The organism is Phycicoccus sp. CSK15P-2, from assembly GCF_016888005.1.
Taxonomy (GTDB): domain Bacteria; phylum Actinomycetota; class Actinomycetes; order Actinomycetales; family Dermatophilaceae; genus Phycicoccus.
The window spans coordinates 32,964-56,099 of sequence record NZ_JAFDVE010000031.1 but is presented as its reverse complement, the minus strand read 5'-3'; the positions used below and the strand labels follow the sequence as shown (position 1 = coordinate 56,099).

The 23,136-nt window shown below is 73.4% G+C and carries 23 protein-coding genes and 1 tRNA gene; 15 read left to right on the top strand and 9 right to left on the bottom strand.

From position 1 onward, the window contains the following. Nucleotides 1-2: 2 nt before the first annotated feature. Nucleotides 3-494 carry an FHA domain-containing protein gene (locus JQN72_RS16805; RefSeq protein WP_204136283.1) on the bottom strand — a complete coding sequence of 164 codons (492 nt, stop codon included), beginning with the start codon at nt 492-494 and terminating at the stop codon, nt 3-5. A gap of 10 nt (nt 495-504) precedes the next feature. Next, complete coding sequence (locus JQN72_RS16800; RefSeq protein WP_204136282.1) at nt 505-1,392, bottom strand: DUF3662 and FHA domain-containing protein; 888 nt, start codon at nt 1,390-1,392, stop codon at nt 505-507. 146 nt (nt 1,393-1,538) lie between these two features. Between JQN72_RS16800 and JQN72_RS16795 the strand changes: the two genes are divergently transcribed. From JQN72_RS16795 to JQN72_RS16770, 6 genes are all read left to right on the top strand, one after another. Beyond that, complete coding sequence (locus JQN72_RS16795; RefSeq protein WP_204136281.1) at nt 1,539-2,927, top strand: glucose-6-phosphate dehydrogenase; 1,389 nt, start codon at nt 1,539-1,541, stop codon at nt 2,925-2,927. A gap of 9 nt (nt 2,928-2,936) precedes the next feature. Then, nucleotides 2,937-3,926, top strand: coding sequence for a pirin family protein (locus JQN72_RS16790; RefSeq protein WP_204136280.1), 990 nt, complete (start codon nt 2,937-2,939; stop codon nt 3,924-3,926). A gap of 140 nt (nt 3,927-4,066) precedes the next feature. Next, nucleotides 4,067-4,149 (top strand) — tRNA-Leu (locus JQN72_RS16785). Between the two features lie 380 nt (nt 4,150-4,529). Beyond that, the gene (locus JQN72_RS16780; RefSeq protein WP_204136279.1) at nt 4,530-5,396 is read left to right on the top strand and encodes a DUF427 domain-containing protein; all 867 of its coding nucleotides are present in this window, start codon (nt 4,530-4,532) and stop codon (nt 5,394-5,396) included. Between the two features lie 71 nt (nt 5,397-5,467). Beyond that, nucleotides 5,468-5,920, top strand: coding sequence for a hypothetical protein (locus tag JQN72_RS16775; protein WP_239100799.1), 453 nt, complete (start codon nt 5,468-5,470; stop codon nt 5,918-5,920). 128 nt (nt 5,921-6,048) lie between these two features. Beyond that, nucleotides 6,049-7,467: a DNA polymerase IV gene (locus tag JQN72_RS16770; RefSeq protein ID WP_204136278.1), complete on the top strand. Its 1,419-nt coding sequence runs from the start codon at nt 6,049-6,051 to the stop codon at nt 7,465-7,467. 16 nt (nt 7,468-7,483) lie between these two features. Here JQN72_RS16770 and JQN72_RS16765 read toward each other — a convergent pair whose 3' ends face one another. Continuing rightward, the gene (locus tag JQN72_RS16765; RefSeq protein ID WP_307812788.1) at nt 7,484-8,299 is read right to left on the bottom strand and encodes an alpha/beta hydrolase; all 816 of its coding nucleotides are present in this window, start codon (nt 8,297-8,299) and stop codon (nt 7,484-7,486) included. Nucleotides 8,300-8,351: 52 nt separating this feature from the next. On the opposite strand from JQN72_RS16765, the gene JQN72_RS16760 reads away from it, so the two are divergent. Next, nucleotides 8,352-9,665 (top strand): condensation domain-containing protein, encoded by a 1,314-nt coding sequence (locus JQN72_RS16760; RefSeq protein WP_204136276.1) that lies wholly within the window; start codon nt 8,352-8,354, stop codon nt 9,663-9,665. Here the strand turns inward: JQN72_RS16760 and JQN72_RS16755 are convergent. Beyond that, a complete protein-coding gene (locus JQN72_RS16755; RefSeq protein WP_204136275.1) occupies nt 9,655-10,263 on the bottom strand; it encodes a GNAT family N-acetyltransferase in 609 nt (202 codons plus the stop codon). The genes JQN72_RS16760 and JQN72_RS16755 overlap by 11 nt on opposite strands. A 126-nt stretch (nt 10,264-10,389) precedes the next feature. On the opposite strand from JQN72_RS16755, the gene JQN72_RS16750 reads away from it, so the two are divergent. The 3 genes from JQN72_RS16750 to JQN72_RS16740 all read left to right on the top strand — a co-directional run bounded on the left by JQN72_RS16750 (nt 10,390) and on the right by JQN72_RS16740 (nt 11,505). Next, a complete protein-coding gene (locus JQN72_RS16750; protein WP_204136274.1) occupies nt 10,390-10,635 on the top strand; it encodes a bacterioferritin-associated ferredoxin in 246 nt (81 codons plus the stop codon). Then, on the top strand, nt 10,622-11,110 hold the full coding sequence (bfr, locus tag JQN72_RS16745; RefSeq protein WP_204136273.1) for a bacterioferritin: 489 nt from the start codon (nt 10,622-10,624) through the stop codon (nt 11,108-11,110). Before JQN72_RS16750 ends, bfr begins: the two co-directional genes overlap by 14 nt. A gap of 170 nt (nt 11,111-11,280) precedes the next feature. Next, on the top strand, nt 11,281-11,505 hold the full coding sequence (locus tag JQN72_RS16740; protein WP_204136272.1) for a hypothetical protein: 225 nt from the start codon (nt 11,281-11,283) through the stop codon (nt 11,503-11,505). A gap of 15 nt (nt 11,506-11,520) precedes the next feature. Here the strand turns inward: JQN72_RS16740 and egtD are convergent, their stop codons facing one another. The 5 genes from egtD to JQN72_RS16710 form a co-directional block, all read right to left on the bottom strand. Continuing rightward, nucleotides 11,521-12,513, bottom strand: coding sequence for an L-histidine N(alpha)-methyltransferase (gene egtD, locus JQN72_RS16735; protein WP_204136271.1), 993 nt, complete (start codon nt 12,511-12,513; stop codon nt 11,521-11,523). Next, entirely contained in the window at nt 12,510-13,808 is a 1,299-nt protein-coding gene (gene egtB / locus JQN72_RS16730; protein WP_204136270.1) for an ergothioneine biosynthesis protein EgtB, read from the bottom strand. Before egtB ends, egtD begins: the two co-directional genes overlap by 4 nt. Nucleotides 13,809-13,925: 117 nt before the next feature. After that, entirely contained in the window at nt 13,926-16,787 is a 2,862-nt protein-coding gene (locus tag JQN72_RS18595) for an RNA helicase (RefSeq protein ID WP_239100798.1), read from the bottom strand. Nucleotides 16,788-17,311: 524 nt separating this feature from the next. Then, entirely contained in the window at nt 17,312-17,731 is a 420-nt protein-coding gene (locus tag JQN72_RS16715) for a DUF1801 domain-containing protein (protein ID WP_204136269.1), read from the bottom strand. Nucleotides 17,732-17,827: 96 nt separating this feature from the next. Beyond that, nucleotides 17,828-18,436, bottom strand: coding sequence for a TetR/AcrR family transcriptional regulator (locus JQN72_RS16710; protein ID WP_204136268.1), 609 nt, complete (start codon nt 18,434-18,436; stop codon nt 17,828-17,830). Nucleotides 18,437-18,527: 91 nt separating this feature from the next. Between JQN72_RS16710 and JQN72_RS16705 the strand changes: the two genes are divergently transcribed. The 5 genes from JQN72_RS16705 to JQN72_RS16685 are packed head-to-tail and all read left to right on the top strand — an operon-like array spanning nt 18,528 to nt 23,132. Beyond that, on the top strand, nt 18,528-19,748 hold the full coding sequence (locus JQN72_RS16705) for an acetyl-CoA C-acetyltransferase (protein WP_204136267.1): 1,221 nt from the start codon (nt 18,528-18,530) through the stop codon (nt 19,746-19,748). After that, entirely contained in the window at nt 19,745-20,518 is a 774-nt protein-coding gene (locus JQN72_RS16700; protein ID WP_204136266.1) for an SDR family oxidoreductase, read from the top strand. Before JQN72_RS16705 ends, JQN72_RS16700 begins: the two co-directional genes overlap by 4 nt. Further along, nucleotides 20,515-21,342, top strand: coding sequence for an SDR family oxidoreductase (locus JQN72_RS16695; protein WP_204136265.1), 828 nt, complete (start codon nt 20,515-20,517; stop codon nt 21,340-21,342). The genes JQN72_RS16700 and JQN72_RS16695 overlap by 4 nt, the downstream gene beginning before the upstream one ends. Further along, the gene (locus tag JQN72_RS16690) at nt 21,339-22,331 is read left to right on the top strand and encodes an NADPH:quinone oxidoreductase family protein (protein ID WP_204136264.1); all 993 of its coding nucleotides are present in this window, start codon (nt 21,339-21,341) and stop codon (nt 22,329-22,331) included. The genes JQN72_RS16695 and JQN72_RS16690 overlap by 4 nt, the downstream gene beginning before the upstream one ends. Before the next feature lie 45 nt (nt 22,332-22,376). Further along, the gene (locus tag JQN72_RS16685; RefSeq protein WP_204136263.1) at nt 22,377-23,132 is read left to right on the top strand and encodes an SDR family oxidoreductase; all 756 of its coding nucleotides are present in this window, start codon (nt 22,377-22,379) and stop codon (nt 23,130-23,132) included. Nucleotides 23,133-23,136 lie beyond the last annotated feature (4 nt).

Sequence of the window (23,136 nt, the reverse complement as noted above, 5' to 3'; positions counted from 1 at the left end):
GGCTACCTCTGGAGCTCCAGCGACGTCTGCCCGATGCGCAGGACGCTGCCGACGGCGACCTCCCGGGGGTCGGTGAGACGCGTGGCGCCCAGGTAGGTGCCGTTGGTGGAGCGGAGGTCCTCGACCATCCAGACCCCGTGGTCGTCCTGGAAGATGCGGGCGTGCCGGCCGGACGCGTAGTCGTCGTCGAGGACGAGAGCGCACTCGGGGCTGCGGCCGATGAGCGTGCCGCTGCGGTGCAGCGGGAGGACCGTGCCGGACAAGGGCCCGGCGGTGACGACGAGCTTGGACGGCGCGCGCCGGTCTGACTTCGGCCGTCCGCGGCGGCCCTGCGGGGCGGGGAGGGCGGGGTTGCCGCGGGCGGGCGTCGTGGCGCGGCGGTTCACCCGGGTGCCGTAGAGGTCACCGCGGAGCACGCCGACGACGGCGAAGATGAAGACCCACAGCACGACGAGCAGACCGAGCCGGAGCACGGTGAGGGTGAGCTCACTCATCATCGTCGGGTCACCGCCGACCCGCGCGGAAGGTGATGGAGGTGCGCCCCACGGTGATCCGGTCGCCGTCCTCGAGGTGCGTGCTCGAGATGCGCTCGCCGTTCACGTAGGTGCCGTTCGTCGACCCGAGGTCGCGCACGGTGGTCACGAAGTGCGGGCCGTCGGTCGTGACCCGCAGCTCGCTGTGCCGGCGGGAGATGCCGGGGTCGTCGAGGATGATGTCGGCGGCGTCGTCCCGCCCGAGGACCGTCATCGCTCCCATGAGCGGGTAGCGCTCGCCGTCGACGTCCAGCCAGGGGCGGTCGGCGGGGTTGACCCGGCGGCGCGGGAGCGAGCCGCCACGGGTCTCGTGCGGGCGGGTGGGCTGGTCGTCCTCGTCGGAGGCCGGGGAGGCACCCGCTGCAGCAGCGCCGGCGGCGGCAGCGGCGGCGGAACCGGCCGCAGCGTCTCCGCCGGCGGCGTCCGACGGGGCGGCCTCACGGGAGGAGCGGACCGCGCGCTGCTGGCCGGTCATCCCCGTGGCGCGGGGGCGCGAGGCTTTCGAGGGGCGCAGCCGGAAGACGCCGGTCTCGAGGTCGTCGTGCTCCTCGAAGACGATGTCGATGGGGCCGGCGGGCTGGTAGTGCTGGCCGTCGCAGTGCTCCTCGGCCGCGGCGACGAGGTCGTCCTCGACGCTCTGCAGGTCGGGGGAGAGCCGGTCGTAGTCGCCCGGGCTGAGCTCGATGACGAAGACGTTGGGGACGATGGCGCGCCCGGACGAGGTGACGGCGCGGTCGTCCATGGCCCGGCGGATGTTGCTGGCGATCTCGACGGGGTGGACGTTGGAGCGCAGGTGCCGGGCGAAGGTGCCTTGCACGGCGCGCTCGATCCCCGCCTCGAGACGGTCGAGCAGACCCATGGTGCACCTCCTCGGCGGTCTCGGGGTCGGCAGACGTGGGGTTCAGCGTATCTTCCACGCCTGGGAGCGTTCTGGACGCCGGGCGACGAGATCGTGCCGATCCTCGTCACAGGACGCGTCCAGGCGGATGCGCGAGGATCGTGGGCATGGCTACGCAGAGCTCACCGCCGGTCACGCTGCTCGTGCTGGGCGCCGGGGGTGACCTCACGCGACGCCTGCTCCTCCCCGGGCTCGCCACGCTGCTGAGCACCGAGCGTGACCGACGGGTCCGGGTCGTCGGGGCGGACCGGGCAGAGCTGTCGGCCGCCGAGTGGACATCACGGGTCGAGGGGGCGTTCGCGCAGGTCCAGGCCCCGAAGGCGGTGACCGGCCGGGTCGTGAAGCACACCGAGTACGTGCGGTCGGACATCCTCGACCCCGACTCGCTCGGGGCCTTGGTCGAAGGGTGCGGCGACGGCCCGCTCGTCGTCTTCTTCGCGCTGCCGCCCTCGGTGACGACACGGTGCTGTGCCCTCCTGGCCGACCTGCGCCTCCCCGAGGTGACCCGGCTCGCGCTGGAGAAGCCGTTCGGCACGGACCTCGCGAGCGCCCGCGACCTCAACGCGCTGCTGCACCGGGTCGTCCCGGAGGAGCGGGTGTTCCGGATCGACCACTTCCTCGGCGTGAACACCGTCCTCAACCTCGTGGGGACGCGTTTCGCGAACCGCATCTTCCAGCCCGTGTGGAGCCGCGACCACATCGAGCGGGTCGAGATCGTCTACGACGAGGACCTCGCGCTCGAGGGCCGGGCCGGCTACTACGACGGAGCCGGGGCGTTGCGGGACATGCTGCAGAGCCACCTGCTCCAGGTGCTCGCGCTCTTCGCCATGGAGTCGGTGACGACGCTGGACAGCGAGGAGGTGCAGGACCAGAAGGCACAGGTGCTGCGGGCGGTCCGGCCGTGGGGGCGCAGTGCCGCGAGGTCGGCCCGCCGGGCGCGGTACACCGCGGGGACGATCGGCCGGCGGAAGATCCCGGACTACACCTCCGAGGAGGGCGTGGACCCGGCGCGCAAGACCGAGACGCTGGCGCAGATGACGGTCGCGGTCGAGAACAACCGGTGGGCCGGCGTGCCGTTCGTGCTGCGCAGCGGCAAGGGGATGGGCGAGCCGCGCAAGGAGATCGTCGTGACCTTCCGCGACGTCGCGCACCTGCCGGGCGGGTTCCAGGGCGCGGAGGGCCCGGACCGGCTCGTCATCGGGCTCAAGCCGGGGTCGATGGAGCTCAGCATGACGATGAACGCCGAGGGCGACCCCTTCGACCTCGAGCAGAAGACGCTGTCGGCCACGCTCGCGCCCCCGCGGATGCACGCCTACGGGGAGGTGCTGGGCCAGATCCTCGACGGCGAGCGGCTGCTGTCGGTGCGGGGGGACTCGGCAGAGGAGTGCTGGCGGATCGTCGCGCCGGTGCTGCGCGCCTTCGCCCAGGACAAGGTGCCGATGGAGGAGTACCCCGCCGGGTCGTCGGGGCCGGACGGCTGGCTGCCCTCCGCGTAGCGTGGGGCCATGGCAGTCCGGGTCGAGGTGGTGCGGCCACGCGAGGTGCCTCTCGGGGGGCCTCGCGCGATGACCGTACGGCGGACGCTCCCGTCGCGGGAGAGGTCGTTCGTCGGCGCGTGGTGCTTCGCCGACCACTACGGTCCGGACGATGTCGCCGCCACCGGCGGGATGGACGTCGCGCCGCACCCGCACTGTGGGCTGGCGACGGTGTCGTGGCTGTTCGCCGGCGAGGTCGAGCATCGCGACTCGCTGGGCACGGTGGCGACGGTGCGCCCTGGCGAGGTCAACCTCATGACGGCGGGGCGGGGGATCTCGCACTCGGAGGTCTCGACGTCCTCGACGAGTGTGCTCCACGGGGTGCAGCTGTGGGTCGTGCTGCCGGCGGCCTCCGCCGCGGTCGAGCCACGCTTCGAGCACCACGTGCCCCCGGTCCTGGAGCCGGCCGACGGTGTGTCGGCGCAGGTGTTCGTGGGGTCGCTGTGGGAGTCGGAGTCGCCGGTGCGGGTCGAGTCGCCGCTGCTCGGTGCCGAGGTCCGGCTTCGGCCCGGGACGTCGCTGGCACTGCAGGTCCCCGCGACCTTCGAGATCGGTGTCCTCGTGGACACCGGGTCGGTCACGGTGGCGGGTCGGGAGCTGGTAGCGGCCGAGCTCGGTGTGCTCGACCCGGCCGGGAGCGGAGCCACCCGCGACGTGGCCCTGACGGCCGGCGAGGACGGTGCGCGGGTCGTCGTGCTGGGGGGCGAGCCGTTCGGGGAGGAGATCGTCATGTGGTGGAACTTCGTCGGTCGCTCGCACGACGAGGTCGCCGCCGCGCGGGAGGCCTGGGAGTCGGGGGACGGCGACGTCGCGGGCCCGTTCGGCGCCGTCGAGGGGTACGAGGGCGATGTCGCCCGGATCCCGGCGCCTCCGCTGCCCGGGGTGCGGCTACGGCCGCGAGGCGGCCGTGCCCGCCCGTCCGACCACCAGGCCGAGGCCGAGGCTCCCGCCTGCTCGTGACCGCGACGGCACCCGGGTGCGCGCCGCCCCGAGCGCGCTCGGGCGTGGGTGGAGCGGGACGTGGGTAGCGTCTGACCGCTCGACTGCTTTGGAGCATCGGGGGTTCATCGGGCACACTGGGACGGCTCATCGAGCACCACGCGCAAGTGGCGGAACGGCAGACGCGCTGTCTTCAGGTGGCAGTGTCCTTACGGGCGTGGGGGTTCAAATCCCCCCTTGCGCACTGAACGTGAACGACCCCCGACACGCTTTTCGTCGGGGGTCGTGCACGTTCACTGGTGACTGGCGGGATTTGAGGAGGAGGCGCGGGGCCGAGGGACGAGGTCCCGTGACGACGGGGTCCCCCCTTGCGCACTGAATGGTCGAGGCCCCGACACGCTTTTCGTCGGGGGTCGTTTCACATCCTCTGCGGGACGATGCGAGTCTCCAACCCGTCGGCTCCTCGGCAGGTCGCGCCCAGGAGAGGGGTGTGCAGGGATGCTCCCGTGGACGAAGGGTTCGCTACCGCGGCGGTAACGGTTCCGCAGACACCCCTGGCCTCCGGCGGGGGGAGCGCCGCAGAGCGAGCGGAAGGACCGGGGCCGTGCCGGTGTTCGACCTGGCATGGCGCTGACCCTTCCTCCCGGCCCCCTGTCCGCCTCGCCCGGCCCGGCGAACTTCACCGTCGACGGCCCGGCCCACAAGGTGCTGCTGACGCCGCTCGCCAAGCGCGTCCGCGTGCTCGTCGGCGACGGCGCGGGCGACCGCCGCACCCTCGTCGACACGACGGGCGCGATGCTCCTCCACGAGACCGGGCTGCTGCCCCGCTACTACGTCCCGGTCACCGATGTCGACCCCGAGCTCCTCGGGCCGAGCGACACGACCTCGCACTGCCCCTTCAAGGGGGACGCCACCTACTCGCACGTCCGCGCCGGCGCGCGCACCGTCCCGGACCTGCTGTGGTTCTACCGCGACCCGCAGCCGGAGCTGCCCGGACTGGCGGGTCTGTACCTCGAGCGGCTCGACACCCTGCCTCCCGGGGCGCGGGCCGCCGAGGATGCCGGCAGCGAGCCGCTCGACGCCGTCCTCGAGGAGGACGAGCCGGTGCTCGGACACCCGCGCGACCCCTACCACCGGGTCGACGCGTGGCCGAGCAGCCGCCACGTCGTCGTCACGTGGGAGCCGGAGGGCCGCGACCCGGTCGTCCTCGCCGACACGACCGGCGCGGTCGGCGTGTTCGAGACCGCGCTCCCGGCCCGGTGGTACGTCCCCGAGGCCGACGTCCGCACCGACCTGCTGGAGCCCAGTGGCACCCGGACCGTCTGCCCCTACAAGGGCGTCGCCGAGTACCGCTCGGTCGTCGGCGGCCCGGTCGACGCGGCCTGGCTCTACCCGGCGGCCCTGCCCGAGGCGGCAGCCGCGACCGGGATGCTGTGCTTCCTCGGCGAGGGCCTCGTGACCACCGTCGACGGCGAGCGCGTCCCCGCATGACGACCGGGGACGCCGGGTACGAGGAGCGGGACCGGGGCGACCGACCCGGTGGATCGACGACGAGGAGCATCATGCGGCACAGCACCAGCGACGGCAACGAGCGGCGGAGCCGCACAGGAAGGATGGCGCGCGCCGCGGCCAAGGTCGCGGTCGGGGCGGGTCTCGTCGTCGCCGGCGTCGGCCACCTGTCCTCCGCCCGGGAGGAGTTCCGTGCCCAGGTGCCCGAGTGGGTCGTGCCCACCTGGGTGCCCTGGGACGAGGACGACGTCGTCGTCTGGTCCGGGGTCGCGGAGATCGCCCTCGGGGCCGCGACGCTGCTCGCGTGGCGCCAGCCCGCCCGCGCCCGGGTCGGCCGGGTGGGTGGGGCGTTCTTCGTCGCCGTGTTCCCCGGCAACATCGCGCAGTGGCTCGAGCGCAAGGACGGCTTCGGGCTCGACACCGACGGCAAGCGGCTGGCGCGCCTGGCGTTCCAGCCGGCGATGGTGGCCGCCGCCCGCTACGGCGGCGATCTGCCCCGCGGCTGAGAGCCCTGTGTCACGCGGCCGCGTGAGCTAGCGCTCTCCGCACGGGCTCCCCCGCCCTGCCCCGGACCGACCGCGCCGGCCGTCCCCGGGTCTCCGACGCCGTCGGCGGCGCGGGGGACACTGGGCCAGTGCGTGCCCGTCCGGTGATCCTCCACCTGGACCTCGACGCCTTCTTCACGGCCGTCGAGCAGCTGCACAAGCCGTCCCTGCGGGGCAAGCCCGTGGTCGTCGGCGGGGTCCGGGGCCGCGGGGTCGTCTCCACCGCGTCCTACGAGGCGCGCGCGTTCGGTATCCGCTCGGCGATGGCGACGAGCGAGGCGCGGCGGCGCTGCCCCAACGCGGCGTTCCTCAGCCCGCGCTTCCCGGCGTACCGGGACGCCTCCGCCGCCGTCATGGAGCTCGTCCGTGCGGTGACCCCCCTCGTCGAACAGGTCTCCATCGACGAGGCCTACCTCGACCTCACCCCGGCCCTGCCCTCCCCCGGCGTCGACGAGGTCGAGGAGACCGCCGAGCGGCTGCGGGCCCGGATCCACGACGCCACCGGCCTCACCGCGAGCATCGGCGGCGGGACGAGCAAGCTCGTCGCGAAGATCCACTCCGACCTCGCCAAGCCGGACGGCCTGCTCGTCGTCCCGGCCGGGGAGGAGGCGCAGCGGCTCGCGCCGATGTCGGTGCGGGCGATCCCGGGCGTGGGCCCGGCCACCGCCGCACGGCTCTCGGCCTACGGCGTGACCACCGTCGGACGGCTCGCCGAGCTCGGCGTGGACGAGTGCGTCGCGCTGCTGGGCAAGGCGCACGGCACCCAGCTGCACGCCTTCGCGCTCGGGGCGGACGACCGCGAGGTCGTCATCGAGCGCGCCGCCAAGTCGGTCTCCGCCGAGACCACGTTCGACACCGACGTCACCGACCGGGTCCGGCTCGGCGCGCACCTGCGTGCACTCACCGAGCGGGTGGGTGAGCGGCTGCGGACCGACGGCCTCTCCGGGCGCACGGTCGTCCTGAAGGCACGCAGGCACGACTTCAGCACGGTGACGCGCTCGGTCACCCTCGACCAGCCGACGGACGACACCGCCGTCGTGCTGCGCCAGGCGGAGCGGCTCCTCGCGGCGCTCGACGTCAGCGACGGGCTGCGGCTCGTCGGGGTCGGCGTCTCCGGGCTCTCGCTCTACACCCAGCCCGACCTCCTCGACGGCCTGCTCGACGACTCCCTGCCGGCCCCGCAGGCGCCGAGCCGGGTCGACGACTTCGCCCGACCGGACGCCGGCGGCGGTGACGGCGGTTCGGCCGAGCCCCTCCCGGCAGCCGGGGACGAGCCCGAGCCCGCCACCGTGTCGTGGCGTCCGGGACAGGACGTCGAGCACACCGAGCACGGCCGCGGCTGGGTGCAGGGCAGCGGGGTGGGCCGGGTGACCGTCCGCTTCGAGGGCCCACACACCGAGGTCGGGCGGGTCCGGACGTTCGCGGTCGACGACCCCGACCTCACCGCGGCCGACCCACCCACGTGGCAGCCCGGCGACGCCCCGCCGGACGACCCGGCTGCCCGCTGAGCCGTCCCGCTCGCGGTCAGGCGCTGCGTGGGTCGGCGGCCGCCGGAGGCGCGTCGCCGTGGGTGAGGACGTGGTCGGCGAACAGGCCGGGCCAGGCCATGATCCCGTACGGCGTGCGGGCCACGACGAGCCGGCTGTCGTCGATGAGCTCGTGCAGGAGGGCCGCCGTGCTCAGCGGGTGGTTCGGGTCGTCGCTCCACGCGAGGACGAGCGTCGGGACGTCCAGGTCGCAGACCTCCTCGGTCGGGGGGAGGTCGGTGGACGCCGCGCCACGCAGGATCGACGGCAGGAGCTCTTCTGCCACGGACGGCTCGGTGAGGGGTGCGTCGGCCAGCGCGGGGGGTGCGTCGAGGGCGCGGGCCCGCTCGACGAACGCGGCGAGGCCGTCCCGCTCGACGGCGTCGGCGTTGGCGAGGTACGTCGCCGCCTGTGCGCGGCGGGTCGCCCACGCGGTGGGTGGGACCAGCAGCGTCAGGGTCGAGAAGCGGTCGGGGTCACGGACGGCGGCGTGCAGGAGAGTCGCGGTCCCCATCGAGGGGCCGACGCCGTGCACCCGCTCGCCGGGTGCCACGTGGTCGAGCAGGGTGAGGAGGTCGTCGGCGAGGTGCGGCCAGGTGTACCCCGCCGAACGGCCCGCGCCGCTGGACAGGCCGTGTCCGCGCGCGTCGTAGCGCAGCACCCGGTGGCCGTGCAGCACGCGGCTGAGGTCCAGCCCGATCCGCGCGTCGCGTTCGCGGCAGGAGGTCAGCCCGTGCAGCTGGACGACGAGCGGGCCGGAGTCACCGCTGAGCTCGTAGTCGAGCTCCGCGTCGGTGACATCGAGCGTGGGCACGCCGCCTCCAGGTCGAACCGTCGTCGGGGGGTGCCCCCTAGAGTACGGCGGCATGCGGCTCACCAATGTCGCGCAGATGTCCCTCGTGCCGGGACGCGTGCGCAGCCTCGCCGTCGAGCCGGCCGGGGTGCCCGGACGCGCCCTTCCCGTCTCGTTCGACCAGGGACGTCACGTGGGCGAGGGCGAGCGTCCCGGGTCGTGGATGGCCATCGCGGTCCGGCTGCCGGGCCCGGTGGCCGAGGACGACCTCGCGCGAGCCTGGAGCGCCGTGGTCCGTCGACACGGGACGCTGCGGACCGCGTTCTCCCGCACCGACTCCGGTGCTGTCGCGCTGCACGAGGTCGAGCTCGCGCCGACGGGCTGGGTCGAGCACGAGGCGTCACTGGGCGTGGCGTCCCGTGAGGTCCTGCGGGACGTGCTCGACAGCGTGTGCACGTCCTTCTCGGTGCCGTCCCACCGCGTCGTGCTCGTCGAGCCGGACGGGTCGGTCGCGGACGGCCGGCCTGCGCTCGTCATCGCCTCCGACCACGCGCACGTCGACATGTGGAGCCTGGTCGTCCTCGTCCGGGATCTCGTGCACTGCCTCGACGACGTCCGCGCCGGGCGGCGTCCCGGTGCCGACCTTCCGCCGGTGCCCTCCTTCGCCGAGCACACCGCCGCGCTCGAGGCCCGTCCTCCGGCGCCCGGCGAGGTCCGGCGGCGATGGGCCGACATCCTCGAGTCCGAGGGAGGGGTCATGCCGCTCTTCCCGCTGCCCCTCGGCGACGTCTCGTCCCCACGTCCCGAGATCGTCGAGGTCCGTGACGTCCTCGACGCCGCGGGCGCCGAGCGGTTCGCCGTCGTGGCGCGTGAGGGGGGCACGCGGATGATCGCGCTCGCGGTCTCGGTGCTCACGGCGGTGACCCGCGAGGTGGCAGGGCGTCCGCTGCGCGCCGTCTTCCCCGTGCACAGCCGCTACGAGGACCGCTGGCACGACGCGTGCGGATGGTTCATCACGAACGCGGTCATCGAGTCCTTCGACGTCGACCCCGCCGCGTGCGCCGCGTCCGTCAAGGAGGCGCTGCGGCTCGGGTCGTGGCCGCTCGCGCCGATCCTGGCGCCCTGGGGCGGGATGCCTCAGGCGCCGGGGATGTTCGCGGTGTCCTGGCTGGACACCCGCCGACTTCCGGTCGACCTCGACCCGGCGCTCGAGGTGCAGTACGTCTCGGCGTCCATCCGCACCGACGGGGTGATGATCTGGTTCGTCGTCAACGACGACGGCCTGCATCTGCGCTGCCGCTACCCGGACACCCCCGAGGCGCGGGCGTCCGTCGGCCGCTGGCTGGACGAGGTCGAGGCCGGGCTGCGTCGCGTCGTCAGCGGGTGACCGGAGGCCGGAGCCCCCGGACGAGCAGGTGCTCGCCGAGGCCGGCGTCCGGGGTGAACCCGAGTCGCTGCCAGAACGCGCGGCCGCGGGCGTTGCGCGGGTCGACGCCGACGTGCGCGCCGGTGGCGCCGGCGGAGACGAGGCGGGCGAGGACGTCCTCGACGAGCCGGCGTCCCCAGCCGTGGCCCTGGACCCGCGGCAGCAGGTCGGCGTGGAGATGGGCCGGGTACCGGCGGAGCACGGCGGGGTCGGTCGGCGGCGGCTCGTGCAGGAGACGGACGGCCGCCGCGTCCGCCGGGGTCCGGCCGCTGCCGCGGGGGTACCTCCTTCGCAGCGGCGGGAGCCAGACCTCGTCCCGCCAGCGCTCGAACGCGCCGGTGTCGGGGACGCCCACGGCGTAGCCGCCGACGCCCTCGGCGTCCTCGACGACCAGGGCGACGGCCTCCGGAGCGTGCACGAACGGGTCGGCCCAGAAGAGCCCGAGCATGTGGGGGTCCTCGTGCAGCGCGGTGGCGTCCTCGCCGGCCGCCCCGGTGCGCAGGCACACGTCGTGCAGGGACGCGGTGTCCTCGACCGTCGCCGTCCGGATCGTCGCCACGGAGCGGACGCTACCGAGCGCTCCGCCGACCCACATCGTGGACTACGATTAGGCAAGCCTTACCTTCGTGTGGTGAGGTTTACCTGACTCCGCGGACGGGCCGCGGGCGATCGCGGGAGGTGTGCGGTGATCATCTGTCACTGCCGGGTCGTCAACGACGCCGCGATCACGGCTGCCCTCGACGCCGGGTCCACCTCGCTGGCCGAGGTCTGCCGCGCCACGGGCGCCGGCACCGACTGTGGCGGGTGTGTCTTCGCGGTCAAGGCCATCGTCTGCGAGCATGACGTCGTCCGGGCCCGCACGATGGACGACCTGCTGGTCCTGGCGACCGATCCGACCGTCGACGATGGGATACTTCGTGCAGCCAGTTGACCGCCGTGTCGTCGAGCTCTTCAACGAGGCGCTGACCTTCGAGCTCACCGTGACGAACACGTACTTCCTCCATGCCCGGATGCTCGACAACTGGGGCTTCACCCGGCTCGGCAAGGTGTTCTACGACCTGTCGATCGACGAGATGCGGGACGCCGACGCCCTCATCAACCGCATCCTCTTCTTCGAGGGCCACCCCAACGTGCAGAAGCTCGGGGCGATCACCATCGGTGAGGACGCCCACGAGATGCTGCGGCTCGCGCACTCCTCCGAGCTCGCCGCCGTCGCGCAGTTCAACGCGGCCGCCAAGGAGTGCCACGACCTCGGCGACCACGGCTCGGCCGCGGTGTTCGAGGAGATGGTCCGCGACGAGGAGAAGCACGCCGACTTCTTCGAGTCCCAGCTCGACGCCATCGAGCGGATCAGCATCCAGCAGTACCTCGCCCAGCAGATGGAGCCCGGGTCCGCCCCGGAGTGACGCCTCGGGCGGGGGGTCCCCCGTTCGGTCGTTATCACGGGGGCGGAGTGGCCCCTCCTGGGAAGAGAGGCGCGACAGCCGCGGCTGTCGCGAGGACGGTGGAGTGAGCCACCCACGGGGAGTCGACGAGGACTCCGCGCGACCTCCGAAGCCGGCACCCGGGAGTACCCATGAGACCGACCAGTGACCGCCACACGATGGGGGACACCATCCGCGGGGCGCAGCGCCTGCGGGCCGCGATCGAGCACGTCGAGCGCGCGGCGACGTACGACCCGGACCCGACCCTGCGCGCCTCGGCCGTGGAGTGGCTGGACTCGTTGCTCGAGTCGGCCTCCGGGTCGCCCGTGCCTCCGGCGATGACCCCGTGGAGCCCGGAGCACGCCGTCGCGGGCTGAGCGGCGTCGCAGCCGTCAGCCGCGGCGAGCGAGCGTGAGCGCGAAGTCGCCGGCCCGGTCCGTCCAGGACCCGGTGACCTCGAAGCCGGCCTCCGCGAGCTCGGCCCGGATGCCCTCCGGCCGGAACTTCGTGGAGATCTCGACCCGGATCTCCTCGCCCGTCATGAGCTCGACGCTCGTGTCCGCGCCCGGCACCGACACGACCTGCGGCTCCTCGGCGCGCAGCCGCATGTCGACCCGCTCCATCCGGCGGTCCCACAGTGGGACGTAGCTGAACGCACCGGGGTCGAAGTCGGCCCCGAGCTCGCGGTTGACGACGGTGAGGCAGTTGCGGATGAACCGCTCGGTGACCCCTGCCTCGTCGTCGTAGGCCGCGAGGATGCGCCCCTCCTCCTTGAGGAGGTCGGTGCCGAGGAGCAGCCACTCCCCCTGTTCGAGGGAGTCGGCGAGGGCGCCGAGGAACGCCCGCCGCTCCTCGACGTAGAAGTTGCCGATCGTGCTGCCGAGGAAGGCGACCATCCTCCGGTCGCCTCGGGGCAGCTGCCCGAGGTGCAGGGTGAAGTCGCCGACGACGGCCTCGACGGCCAGCCCCGGGTAGCGCTCGCTGAGCATGGCGGCGGCGTCGCGCAGGGTGGCGTCCGAGACGTCGACCGGGACGAAGCGGCGCAGCGGACCGGTCGGACGCTCCGGGGAGCGCAGGGCGTCCAGCAGGGTTCGGGTCTTGTCGCTGGTGCCGCTGCCGAGCTCGACGAGCGTGCTCGCGTCGCAGGCCGCGGCGATGTCCGCGGCGTGCTCGTGCAGGATCGCGCGCTCCGCCTCGGTCGGGTAGTACTCGGGCAGGCGGGTGATCTCGTCGAACAGCCCGGCGCCGACATCGTCGTACAGCCACTTCGGGGGCAGCCGGCGCGGCTGTGCCCCGAGCCCACGGCGGACGTCGTCGACGAGCGACCCGGACGCCCAGTCGGGGTCGAGGAGGACGGTGACCAGGGGCTCGACCGCGCCCGTCACGCCGCCGCCCTCGGCGCGCCGCCGTCGGCCAGCCGGACGCCGGACAGCGCCCACCGCGAGCGGTGCGGGAAGAAGTTGCGGTACGTGGCGCGGGCGTGCCCCGGCGGGGTCAGCGCGCACCCGCCACGCAGCACCATCTGGTTCGACATGAACTTGCCGTTGTACTCCCCGATCGCGCCCTCGGGAGGGTGGAACCCGGGGTAGGCGTGGTACGCCGAGGACGTCCACTCCCAGCAGTCGCCGTACACCTGGCGGAGCCGGTGCTCGCCGCCGGGCTCCGGGGCCGGCCCCGGGTGGTAGCTCGTGAGGTCGGCGAGGTTGCCGACGGATGCTTCCGACTGCCCGTCCTCGACGACGGCGTGCTCCCACTCGGCCTCGCTGGGCAGCCGCTTGCCCGACCACGTGGCGTAGGCGTCGGCCTCGTAGAAGCTCACGTGTGCGACCGGCAGGCCCGGGTTGACCGGGAACGTGCCGTGCAGGGTGTGCTCGAGCCAGACGCCGTCGTGCTCGGTCCAGTAGAACGGTGCCCGCCAGCCCTCGGCCTTGACCATGGCCCAGCCGTCGGAGAGCCAGAGGTCGGGACGCGAGTAGCCGCCGTCGCGGATGAACTCGAGCCACTCGCCGTTCGTGACGAGCCGGTCGGCCAGGCGGTACGGCTCGAGGAACTGGCGGTGCCGCGGCAGCTCGTTGTCGAACGAGAAGCCGGGCCCCTCGTGGCCGACCTCGACGAGCCCGCCCTCGACGTCGACCCAGCCCACGGCGTCCGGCTCGCAGTGCTCGCGTGGCCGGCCGGCGTACGCCGGCTGGAGCGGGTTGCGGGACAGGACGTGCTTGATGTCCATGAGGAGCAGCTCCTGGTGCTGCTGCTCGTGGTGGAAGCCGAGCTCGATGGTGGACGCGAGCTTCTCGAGCGCGCCCTCGTCGAGGGTGGCGATGAGGTCGCGCACCCGGTCGTCGACGTTGCCGCGGTAGTCGCCGACGTCGTGCGCGCCGGGCCGGGTGATGAGCCCACGGTCGGGGCGCGAGTACCTGGGGCCGATGCCCTCGTAGTAGCTGTTGAAGAGGAACCAGTACTGGTCCTGGAACGGTGCGAAGCCGGTCTCGTGCTCGGAGAGCACGAAGGTCTCGAAGAACCAGGTGACGTGCGCGCGGTGCCATTTCGTCGGCGAGACGTCGGGCATCGACTGGACGGTCTGGTCCTCGGGGGAGAGCGGGGAGGCGAGGCGCTCGGTGTGCGAGCGGACCTCGTCGAAGCGGGTGGTCAGGCTCGTGGCGTCCCACTGCGTCGTGGTCATGGCCGGGGTCCTCTCGTCGGGGTAGCCGGTCAGTACTCCCATCCTTACCCAGACCTCCGACAGGCACACCTCGCGGAGCGGATCCGTCATCCGCTCGTCACGTTCGAGCGGCGTGGTTCACCCGGTCGGAGCGAAGGCCGTGACGGTCAGCGCGGGCTCCCCGGCCTCGTCGGTGGCGGCGAGGTCCAGCTCGGCGGTGATCCGCCAGTCGTGGTCGCCCTCGGGGTCGTCGAGGATCTGGGTGACGGTCCACGTGCCGTCGCCGTCCTCGCCCTCGTCCACCGTGAAGAGCGCGGGTCCGCGGGCGCCGGGTCCGGTACCGACCTCGTCGTACTCGGTGAGGTACTCGGCATGGGCCTCCTGCCAGGCGTCGGCGGGGAGCCCGCCGTCGAGCGCGGCGAGCGCCTCGTAGCGGCGCAGTGCCAGCAGCTCGACCCGCCGGAACATGCTCTGCCGAACCATGACCCGTAGCGCCCGAGGGTTGGCCGACAGGGCCCGCCCCTCCGTGGATGGTCGTACCTCGGTCCCGGGCGCGGCGTCCGGACGGGTCAGCGCCTCCCACTCGTCGAGGAGGCTCGAGTCGGTGTGCCGGACGACCTCGCCGAGCCACTCGACGAGGTCGTCGAGCTCCTCGGTACGGGCCGACTCCGGCACGGTCGCGCGCAGCGCGCGGTAGGCGTCCGTGAGGTAGCGCAGGACGACTCCCTCGGCCCGCGCGAGCTTGTGGTGTGCGGTGAACTCCCCGAACGACATCGCCCGCTCGAACATCTCGCGGACGACGGCCTTGGGCGACAGGTCGCGCGGGTCGACCCAGGGGTGGGACTGCCGGTACGTCCGCAGTGCGAGCTCGAGCTGTTCGGCGAGCGGCTTCGGCCAGGTGACGTCCTCGAGGGCGTCCATCCGCTCCTCGTACTCCATCCCGTCGGCCTTCATCGCGGCGACCGCCTCGCCGCGCGCCTCGAACTGCTGGGCCATGAGCACCGGACGCGGGTCGTCGAGGGTGGCCTCGATGACGCTGACGACGCCGAGCGCGTAGTCGGGCGAGTCCGTGTCGAGGAGCTCGAGCGCGGCGAGCGCGAACGCCGAGAGCGGCTGGTTGAGCGCGAACCCCTCGTGCAGGTCCATCGCGACCTGGAACGGGCCTTCGGCGTAGCGGCGGCCGTCACCGCGCAGGAACCGCTCGATCGGGCCGGCCGCCACCTGGTCAACCCCCACTTTCTCGCCTGATGCCGGAACCTCCCGTGGCGCACCCCGAGCCTCCCCGTCCGCGACCGAAGGTTCTGATGCCCTGGCCGGCTCGTTCCCGGACCCTGCGGCGGTCACCGCTGACGGTGCGAGGCCCGCGGCGGCCAGCGCCTCCCCGAGCGATCCGATCCCCTGCCCAGGCGGGTCCGGCTCGTCCTCCTGCCCGATCGCTGCTCCGGCCGGGACAGGCTCCGGCTCGCTGCTCGGCTCCGGCTCGGGGGGCAGCCAGTCGGCGACGGACGACCCGTCGTCGGGCTCGACGACTCCGGCCCGCACGAGCGAGCCGAGCACCTGGACGCACCGCTCGACGAGGCGCTCGCGGCGTTCGTCGTCCTCGTGGTTGTCGAGCAGCAGGGTGTGCAGCGCCTCCTGCTGGCCCTCCCACTGGTCGAGGACGTTCAGGACCATCGCGTGGGTCACACGCATCTTGGGCTGGAGCGGCTCGGGATCGGCCGAGACCAGCCGGTCGTACGCGGCCTCGTTGTACGTGAGCACGCCCTCGGGTGGCTTCTTGCGGACGATGCGCCGTTCCTTCTTCGGGTCGCCGCCGGCCTTGGCGAGGGCCTTGGAGTTCTCGATGACGTGGTCGGGCGCCTGGACGACGACGTAGCCGACGGTGTCGAAGCCGGCCCGTCCGGCGCGTCCGGCGATCTGGTGGAACTCGCGGGCGCGCAGCATCCGCTGCTTGCGGCCGTCGTACTTCGTGAGCGAGGTGAGGAGGACGGTGCGGATGGGCACGTTGATGCCGACGCCGAGCGTGTCGGTGCCGCAGATGACGGCGAGCAGCCCGGCCTGGGCGAGGGTCTCGACGAGCCGCCGGTACTTGGGCAGCATCCCGGCGTGGTGGACGCCGATGCCGTGCAGCACGAGCCGGCGCAGCGTCTGGCCGAAGCCCTTGCCGAACCGGAAGCCGCCCACGGCCTCCTTGATGGCGGCCTTGCGCTGCTGCGACACGACGTCGACGGACGACAGGGCCTGGGCCTGCTCGACGGCTCCGGCCTGGGTGAACGAGACGACGTAGACCGGTGCGCGGTCGTCGCGCAGGAGGAGCTCGAGGGTCTCGTGCACCGAGGTGAGCACCCACTCGAACTCGAGCGGGACGGGGCGCTCGGCTCCCGTGACGGCGACGACGTCGCGGCCGGTGCGGGTGTGCAGGTCGCGTTCGAGGGTCGTGGTGTCGCCGAGGGTCGCGGACATGAGGAGCATCTGGGTGTCGGGCAGGAGGAGGAGCGGCACCTGCCAGGCCCAGCCGCGGTCGGGCTCGCCGTAGAAGTGGAACTCGTCCATGACGACGAGCCCGACATCGGACGCATCCCGTTCCCGCAGCGCGTGGTTCGCGAGGACCTCGGCGGTGGCGCAGATGATGGGGGCGCCGGGGTTGACCGCGGCGTCGCCGGTGAGCATCCCGACGTTCTCGGCCCCGAAGGTCTCGACGAGCGCGAAGAACTTCTCGGACACGAGCGCCTTGATGGGGGCGGTGTACCAGGAGCGACGGCCGGTGGCGAGGGCCTGCGCGTGTGCCGCGACGGCGACGAGCGACTTGCCCGAGCCCGTGGGGGTGGCGAGGACGACGTGGGCGCCGTCGGCCAGGGCGAGGACGGCTTCCTCCTGCGCCGGGTAGAGGCTGAAGCCGCGCTCGCCGGCCCACTCGACGAAGACGTCGAGGGCGGCGTCGGCGCCGATGCCCGGGGCGGCGGTGCCGACGCCGCCGGTCAGGCGGTCGGTGAGCGTCATCGCCGCCGATTCTCCACCACGCCCCGGATGTTCCGGATCCTGTGCCCCCGGACCGGGGGCGGCCGGTCAGGGGTGCCCTCCGAGACGTCCATGTGCTCCGACATCCGGGCCACCACCCTCGCGGCCCCGCGACAGCAGGTGCGACAGTTCATCCAGAACACGGCGCCCCGCCCACGTCTCACGCTTCGGAGCATCCGTACACATGCCCCGGAACGTGAGCCGCGAGAAGACGCACCGGCTCAGGAGTCGGTGCACATGTACATGTGCACCGGGAGGTGAGCCGCGAGACGGACCACCGGCTCAGCATCCGGTGCGGACGTACGTTTGCGCCGGGAGGCGGGCCGGCGGGTGGGTGGGTGGGTTGGTGGCCCGGGATTCGGAGCATGTGGACGTCCCGGGTCGGACCTGGGGTCTGCGGGTGGGTGGCCCGGGATTCGGAGCATGTGGACGTCCCGGGCCGGACCCCGGGTTCTGCGGTCGCCCGGCGACGGGAGGTTCCGCCGTTCACCCGGCGCCCAGCGGCGTCAGTCCGGGTCGTGGTTCGTCGACCACGCGTGCGCGACGAGCTCGCGCAGCACCGCCTCGTCGAGGTCCGCGAGCCGCTTGACGTACACGCACCCCTTGCCGGTCGTGTGCGGGCCGAGCCGTTCGAGCAGCTCGGCGTTCGAGCCGTAGAACGTCAACCCGTACAGCGTGAGCGCCGCCTTCCGCGCGGCGAGCCCGACGGCGAACCACTCGCGGTCCTTGCCGTCGGACGTCCGGTACGGCTGCCGGCCGAACCCGATCGTGGACCCCCACATCACGGGCTCGGTGCCGGTCACCTCCCGGACGATCCGCAGCGCCTCCTCGGCGTCCGCCCTCCGGCGCTCGTCCGCGACCGCTGCGAGGTAGGCCTCGACGTCGTCGCCGGTCGGTCGGGTCTTCCGCTCGTCGGTGTCCGCCATGGCACGCCTCCCTGCGTCGTCCGCGGTGGCTCCACGGTAGAGGTGCGGCGCCGACTGCGACAGACCCTTCAGCCACGTCAGCCCTCAGCGGCAGCGTCAGCCCTCGGGCACGGCGCCCACCACGCGCAGCGCGACGTCGGCGTAGTGCTCGCCCAGCTGCTCGGGAGTCCATCCCCCGTCCTCGCGGTACCAGCGCGCGACATCCACGCCGAGCGAGGTGAGCGCCGCCGCCGCGATCCGCGGCTCGGGGCACTCGAAGACACCGGCCGCCACGCCCTCCGCGACGAGCCCCTGGACCTCGGCGTCGATGGCGTGCCGCAGACCCTCGATGTCGGCCCGGTGCTCGGCGTCCAGCGCGGCCAGCTCGTAGTTGACGATCCGCGCGGAGGTGTGGCTGCGCGCGTGGTAGGCGACGAACTCCCGCACGACCGCCCGAAGAGCCTCGCGTGGCTCGCTCGTCGACGCCCGTGCCGAGCGGACGACCGCGAGGATCGACTCGTGCCCACGCCGCGAGATCCGGAACAGGATCTCCTCCTTCGAGCGGTGGTGGACGTAGAGCGCCGCCGGAGACATCCCGGCCGCGGCCGCGATGTCCCTCGTGCTCGTGCCGTGGAAGCCCTTCGCGGCGAACGCCTCGACCGCGGCCCGGTACAACCGGTCCTGGGTGGCCTCGGTGCGCGCGGTGCCACGGCTGGGCTGGCTCATCGTGGCGTTCCTCTCACCTCTTGACCTCGGACGGTTCGGCGGCAAGGCTATGCCTGAACGAGCGCTTAGTCATTCACAGGAAAGGCGTTTCATGCCCGAGGCCGTCATCGTCGCCACCGCACGCTCACCGATCGGACGCGCCGGCAAGGGGTCGCTCGTCGACGTCCGCCCGGACGACCTCGCCGTCCAGATGGTCGAGGCCGCCCTCGCCCAGGTTCCCCAGCTCGACCGCACCGACCTCGACGACCTCATGCTCGGCGTCGGACAGCCCGCGGGCGAGGCGGGGCACAACCTCGGCCGCGCCGTCGCCGTGCTCGCGGGGATGGACCACCTCCCCGGCACCACCGTCAACCGCTACTGCTCCTCCTCGCTGCAGACGACCCGGATGGCCATGCACGCCATCCGCGCCGGGGAGGGCCACGCGTTCCTCTCGGTCGGTGTCGAGACGGTCAGCCGGTACGGGGCCGGGCGTGCCGACGGCCTGCCCGGCACCCACAACCCGCGGGTCGCCGACGCCGAGGCCCGGACCGACAAGCGCGCCCAGGGCGGGGCCGGGACGTGGGCCGACCCACGCGAGAGCGGAGACCTGCCGGACATCTACATCGCGATGGGCCAGACCGCCGAGAACGTGGCGCAGCGGAACGGCATCTCGCGCGAGGACCAGGACCGTTGGGGCGTCCGCAGCCAGAACCGCGCCGAGCAGGCCATCGCCGACGGGTTCTGGGCCACCGACATCACCCCGGTCACCCTGCCCGACGGCACCGTCGTCGACCGCGACGACGGCCCGCGCGCCGGTGTCACGTACGAGGCCGTCTCGCAGCTGCAGCCGGTGTTCCGCCCCGACGGCACCGTGACCGCAGGCAACTGCTGCCCGCTCAACGACGGCGCGGCCGCGGTCGTCGTCATGTCGGACACCAAGGCCGCCGAGCTCGGCATCACCCCGCTCGCCCGCATCGTCTCCACCGGCGTCTCCGGGCTGTCGCCGGAGATCATGGGCCTCGGCCCGGTCGACGCCACCCGTCAGGCCCTTTCCCGCGCCGGCATGACGATCGAGGACGTCGACCTCGTCGAGCTCAACGAGGCGTTCGCCGCCCAGGTCCTCGGCTCGTCCCGCGAGCTCGGCATCGACGAGGACAGGCTCAACGTGCACGGCGGTGCCATCGCGGTCGGCCACCCGTTCGGGATGACCGGCGCGCGGATCACCTCGACCCTGCTCAACGGCCTGCGCCGCACCGACGGCCACGTCGGCCTCGAGACGATGTGCGTCGGCGGCGGACAGGGCATGGCGATGGTCGTGGAGCGGCTGTCATGAGCCCCGCGCCGAGCCCTCAGCGGCTGGCCGGAAAGACGGCGCTGGTCACCGGCGCCAGCCGCGGCATCGGCCTCGCCATCGCCGAGCGGATCGTCGCCGAGGGCGGCCGGGTCGTGCTCACCGCACGCAAGCAGGACGCGCTCGACGAGGCCGTCGCGCAGCTGGGCGGCGCCGAGCACGCCCTCGCCGTCGCGGGCAGGGCGGACGACGCCGAGCACCGGGCGGCGGCCGTCGCCGCCGCGGTCGAGACCTTCGGCAGCCTCGAGCTCCTCGTCAACAACGCCGGCATCAACCCCTCCTACGGTCCTCTCGTCCAGCTCGACCTCGACGCCGCGCGCAAGATCATGGAGGTCAACGTCGTCGCGACCCTCGGCTGGACCCAGGCCGCGCACGCCGCCTGGATGGGCGAGCACGGGGGCTCGGTGGTCAACGTCTCGTCGGTCGCGGGCGTCAAGCCGTCCCCCGGTATCTCGATGTACGGCGCGAGCAAGGCCGCACTCGTCAGCCTCACCGAGGCGCTCGCGGTCGAGCTCGGCCCGGACATCCGGGTCAACGCCGTCGCGCCGGCCGTCGTCAAGACCCAGTTCGCCCGCGCCCTGTACGAGGGGCGCGAGGAGAAGGTGGCCGCGCAGTACCCGCTGCAGCGGCTCGGCGTCCCCGACGACATCGGCGGCGTCGTGGCGTTCCTCCTGTCCGACGACGCCGGGTGGCTCACCGGCCAGACGCTCGTCGTCGACGGTGGTGTCACCCTGACGGGCGGCGTCGGATGACCGGCGGTCACGGCGCCGGGGCGGTCGTCACCGGCGCGGCGCACGGCATCGGCCGGGCGATCGCCACGAAGCTCGTGGCCGAGGGTCTGCGGGTCGTCGTCGCGGACGTCGACGCCGAGGCGCTGGGCGAGGTCGCCGCCGAGACCGGCGCGTTCGCCGTCGCCGGGGACGTCGCCTCACCGGACGGTGTCGGCGCCCTCGTCGCGGCGGCCCGGGACCGTCTCGGCGACGTCGACGTCTGGTTCGGCAACGCGGGCATCGACCGCGGCGACGGCCTCGACTCGACCGAGGACGACTGGCACGCCGCCCACGAGGTCAACGTCATGGCGCACGTCCGAGCCGCGCGGCTCCTCGTCCCCCGGTGGGTCGAGCGCGGTTCGGGGCGCTACGTCGTCACCGCCTCCGCGGCCGGCCTGCTGACCATGCTCGGCAGCCCCACGTACTCGGTGACCAAGCACGGCGCGGTCGCCGTCGCCGAGTGGCTGTCGGCCACGTACCGCCACCGCGGCGTCGTGGTCCAGGCCGTCTGCCCGCAGGGTGTGCAGACCCGGATGCTCGAGAACGCCTCCGGTCTGCAGGGCCTGCTCAGCCGGGACGCCGCGCGCACCCCGGAGGAGGTCGCCGACCTGGCGTTCGAGGCCCTCTCGCACGACCGTTTCCTCGTCCTGCCGCACCCCGAGGTCGGCGGGTACTACGCCGCGCGCGCCACCGACCCCGACCGCTGGCTGGCCGGGATGAACCGGCTGCAGCGCAAGCTCGAGGACGCCGGGGTGCTGGCCGGCCCGGGCTTCGGCGCCTCCGTCTCGGAAGGGAGCAGCCGGTGAAGGCATGGCAGGTCAGCGGGCCGGGAGAGCCGCGGGACGTCCTCACGCTCGTCGACGTCGACGACCCCTCGCCCGCCGAGGGGCAGCTCGTCGTCCGCGTCCTCGCGTCGTCGGCGAACTTCCCGGACGTGCTCATGTGCCGCGGCACCTACCAGGTCAAGCCCGAGCTGCCGTTCACGCCGGGTGTCGAGCTGTGCGGCGAGGTGGTCGCGGTGGGCGACGGCGTCGAGGACTTCGCGGTCGGCGACCGCGTCCTCGGGGCGGCCGTCCTGCCCTCGGGCGGGTTCGCCGAGCTCGCCGTCATGGAGGCCCGGACGTCCTTCCCGGCGCCGGACGCCCTCGACGACGCCCAGGCCGCGTCGCTGTACGTCGGCTACCAGACCGGATGGTTCGGCCTGCACCGCCGGGCGGCGCTGCGCGAGGGCGAGACCCTCCTCGTCCACGCCGCCGCGGGTGGCGTGGGCAGCGCCGCCGTCCAGCTCGGCACGGCCGCCGGCGCCCGGGTCATCGGCGTCGTCGGTGGCCCGGCCAAGGCGGAGGTGGCCCGCGCGCTCGGCGCGGACGTCGTCGTCGACCGGCACGAGCAGGACTTCGTCGATGTCGTCAAGGCCGAGACCGGGGGCCGCGGGGCCGATGTCGTCTACGACCCGGTCGGCGGCGAGACCTACCAGCGGTCCACCAAGTGCATCGCCTTCGAGGGACGCATCGTCGTCGTCGGGTTCGCCGGAGGCGAGATCCAGTCGGCCGCACTGAACCACGCGCTCGTCAAGAACTACTCGATCCTCGGCCTGCACTGGGGCCTGTACACGCGGCTCGACCCCGCGGCCGTGCAGCAGTGCCACGCCGACCTCAGTCGCCTCGCTGACGAGGGCGTGGTCGCCCCCCTCGTCAGCGAGCGCCTATCGCTGGCCGACCTCGCCGGCGGCGTCCAGCGCCTCGCCGACGGTGAGACCGTGGGACGCGTCGCGTACGTCGCCGACCCCGGCTGACCGGCCCGGACCCATCCCGTCCCCGACACCCCAGGAGCATCCCGCATGAGCACCCCCCGCACCGCCGTCGTCACCGGAGCCGCCCGCGGCATCGGCGCCGAGGTCGCCCGCCGCCTGGCCGCCGACGGGATGGACGTCGCCGTCGTCGACCTCGACGAGGCCGCCTGCCAGAGCACCGTCGACGACATCACCCACGCCGGCGGACGGGCCCTCGCGGTCGGCTGCGACGTCGGCGACGAGGCGGCCGTCACCGCCGCCGTCGAGCGCATCGCCGCCGAGCTCGGCCCGCCGACCGTCCTGGTCAACAACGCCGGGATCATCCGCGACAACCTGCTCTTCAAGATGACGGCCGACGACTGGGACGCCGTGATGACCGTCCACCTGCGCGGCGCGTTCCTCATGAGCCGCGCCTGCCAGGCGCACATGGTCGAGGCGACGTACGGCCGGATCGTCAACCTGTCGAGCACGAGCGCGCTCGGCAACCGCGGCCAGGCCAACTACGCGGCGGCCAAGGCCGGGATGCAGGGCCTCACGAAGACCCTGGCGTTCGAGCTCGGCCGCTACAACGTCACCGCGAACGCGATCGCGCCCGGGTTCATCGAGACCGACATGACCGCCGCCACCGCCGAGCGGGTCGGGATGTCGTTCGCCGACTTCGTCGAGGCGAACGCCAAGGCCATCCCGGTGGCGCGCACCGGCAAGCCCGCCGACATCGCGCACGCCGCGTCGTTCTTCTGCAGCGAGGGCGCCGGGTTCGTCTCCGGACAGGTGCTGTACGTCGCCGGCGGGCCGAGGGGCTGACCGG